The organism is Streptomyces tricolor (genome assembly GCF_002155905.1).
Taxonomy (GTDB): Bacteria; Actinomycetota; Actinomycetes; order Streptomycetales; family Streptomycetaceae; genus Streptomyces; species Streptomyces tricolor.
The window spans coordinates 1-3,415 of record NZ_MUMF01000479.1; the positions used below are offsets into that span (position 1 = coordinate 1).

The 3,415-nt window shown below is 78.0% G+C and carries 1 protein-coding gene; it reads left to right on the plus strand.

The annotated features are described in order from the left end of the window. Positions 1 to 3,415, plus strand: a 3,415-nt coding sequence (locus tag CCN44_RS30360) for a type I polyketide synthase (protein WP_143650052.1), incomplete at both ends; no start/stop codon positions are given.

Consider the following 3,415-nt stretch of genomic DNA (forward strand, 5'->3'; position numbering starts at 1 on the left):
CCTACGGCCAGGACCGCCCGGCGGACGCGCCGCTGTGGCTCGGCTCGGTCAAGTCCAACATCGGGCACACCCAGGCCGCCGCCGGTGTCGCCGGCGTCATCAAGATGGTCATGGCGATGCGCAACGGGGTCCTCCCGAAGACCCTCCACGTGGACCGCCCGTCCACGAAGGTCGACTGGGACACCGGCCGGGTCAGCCTGCTGACGGAGCCCCGGCCCTGGCCGCGCACCGACCGGCCGCGCCGCGCCGGTGTGTCCTCCTTCGGCATCAGCGGCACCAACGCCCACGCCATCATCGAGGAGGCACCGGCCGAGGAGCCCGCGCCGGACGCGGAGGCGGCACCGGCGCCGCTGCTGCCGCTCGTCGTCTCCGCCGCCACCCCCGAGGCGCTGGCCGCCCAGGCCGCACGGCTGCGCGCGGTCGCCGACCGGCCCCTGCCCGACCTCGCCCGCTCCCTGGCCACGGGCCGCGCCGCCCTCGCCCACCGGGCCGCCGTCGTCGCCCGCGACCGGGACGAACTCCTGGCCGGACTCGCCGCGCTGGCCGAGGGCACGACCGCCGACACCGTCGTCCGCGGCCGGCCCGCCGGCGGCAAGGTCGCCGTCCTCTTCACCGGCCAGGGCGCCCAGCGCACGGGCATGGGCCGCGGTCTGTACGCCGCCCACCCGGCCTTCCGGCAGGCGCTCGACGAGGTCTGCCGGGCGCTCGACGCCCACCTCGACCGCCCGCTGCGGGACGTCATGTGGGCCGAGCCGGGCACCGCGGAGGCCGGCCTGCTGGACCACACCCTGTACACCCAGAGCGCCCTGTTCGCCGTGGAGACGGCCCTGTACCGGCTGCTGGAGTCCCAGGGCGTCCGCCCGGACTGGCTGGCCGGGCACTCCATCGGCGAGTTGACGGCCGCGCACGTCGCCGGGGTGTGGGACCTGGCGGACGCCGCCCGGCTGGTCGCCGCGCGCGGCCGGCTGATACAGGCGCTGCCCGCCGGCGGCGCGATGCTCGCCGTCGACGCCACCGAGGAGGAGGTGCTGCCGCACCTCGGCCCCGAGGTGTCCCTCGCCGCCGTCAACGGGCCCCGCGCCGTCGTCGTCTCCGGCACCGAGGCCGCCGTGGACGCCGTCGCCGCGGCCTTCTCCGGGCGCCGTACCAAGCGGCTGCGAGTCAGCCACGCCTTCCACTCCCCGCTGATGGAACCGATGCTCGCGCAGTTCGAGAAGACCGCCCGTGAGCTGCGGTACGCGCCGCCCGCCCGCCCCCTCGTCTCGAACGTGACCGGTGCCCGCGCCGGCGCCGACGAGCTGTGCGACCCCGCCTACTGGGTCCGGCACGTCCGCGAGGCGGTCCGCTTCGGCGACGGCGTCCGCACGCTGGAGGCCGACGGCGTGCGCATCTTCCTCGAACTCGGCCCCGACGCCGTCCTGTCCGCCCTGGGCGCGCACGCCGTGGCCGACGCCGAACGGTCGGTGTTCGCCCCGGCGCTGCGCCGGGACCGGGACGAGGAGCAGACGTTCGCCATGCTGCTCGGCACCGCCCACGTCCGCGGCGTACCCGTCGACTGGCGGCGGGTCTTCGCCGGCACCGACGCCCGCCGCACCGACCTGCCGACCTACGCCTTCCAGCGCCGCCGGCTGTGGCTGGACGACGCGCCCGGCGCGGCCGGCGACGCCGGCGGGCTCGGCCAGGCACCGGCCGGGCACCCGATGCTCGGCGCCGCCCTGGAGCTGGCCGGCGACGACCGGATGGCGCTGACCGGACGGCTGTCCCTGGCCACCCACCCCTGGCTCGCGGACCACGCCGTGGCGGGCGTCGTCCTCGTCCCGGGCAGCGCCTTCGTCGAACTGGCCGTCCAGGCCGGCGACCGCACGCACTGCCCGCACGTTGCGGAACTCACCCTGGAACGCCCCCTGGTCCTGCCCGAACACGGCGCCGTCCACCTCCAGGTGGCCGCCGCGGCCCCCGACGCCGACGGACGCCGCCGGCTGACCGTGCACGCCCGCCCGGAGGGCGAAGACGGCGCGTGGACCCGGCACGCCACCGGCGTCCTCGCCCCGCGCACCACCCCGGAACCGGCCGCCGTGGCCGACTGGCCGCCCGCCGGAGCCGAGCCCGTGGACGTCACCGGCACCTACGACCACCTCGCCGCACAGGGCTACGCCTACGGCCCGTCGTTCCGCTGCCTGCGCGGCGCGTGGCGGCTCGGCGAGGAGGTCTGGGCCGAACTCGCCCTGCCCGACCCGGACGCGGCCGACGGCTTCGGACTGCACCCGGCGCTGCTCGACGCCACCCTGCACGCCATCGACCTGCTGGACGGCCAGGACCCCACCGTGATGACCCTGCCCTTCGCCTGGGAGGGCGTCACCCTGTACGCGACCGGCGCCACGGCGGTCCGGCTGCGCCTCACCCCGCACGGCACCGACCACATGACCCTGCGCCTGTACGACGGCGCGGGAGCCCCCGTGGCCGAGGTGGCCGCGCTGCGCATCCGCCAGGTCACCGCCGAGCAGCTGAACGCGGCCGCCCCCGCGCCCGGCGACCTGTTCCGGGTCCGGTGGACCGAACTGCCGGTCACCGCCGACGGCTCCGCGCCCGCGCCGCGCACCCTCGCCGTCCACGTGGACGCCGGCCCCGGCGCCGAACCGCCCGCGCTGGCCCGCGAGGCCGCCGTACAGGCCCTCACCGCCCTGCGGCGGCACCTCGCCGACGCACCGGACGGCGCGCCGCTGGTGGTCCTGACCCGGTCCGCGGTCGCCGTCCGCGCCGCGGACGCGCCCGACCCGGCACAGGCCGTGCTCTGGGGCATGGTGCGGGCGGCAGCGGTCGAGCACCCCGGCCGGTTCGTGCTCGTCGACACCGACGGCGACCCCGCCTCGGCCGCCGCGCTGCCGGCCGCCGTCGCCACCGGCGCGCCCGAACTCGCCCTGCGCGCGGGCACGGTGTACCAGCCGGAGCTGGCACGGGTCACCGAAGCCGAGCCGGGGCCGGTGCCCGCCCTCGATCCGGAGGGCACCGTCCTCGTCACCGGCGGCACCGGCAGCCTGGGCCGGCTGCTGGCCCGGCACCTGGTCACCCGGCACGGCGTGCGCCGTCTGCTGCTCGCCGGCCGCGGCGGCCGGCTGCCCGAGCACGCCCGGGACGACCTGGCCGCCCTGGGCGCGACCGTGACCGTCGCCGCCTGCGACGTCACCGACCGGGCCGCGCTCGGCGAGCTGCTGGCGTCCGTGCCGGCCGAGCACCCGCTGACCGCCGTGGTGCACGCCGCGGGCGTCCTGGACGACGGGCTGCTCACCGACCTCACCCCGCAGCGGCTGACGGCGGTCATGCGGCCCAAGACGGACGCCGCCTGGCATCTGCACGAGCTGACGCGCGGCCTCGGCCTCGCCGCGTTCGTGCTGTTCTCCTCCGCCGCCGGCACCCT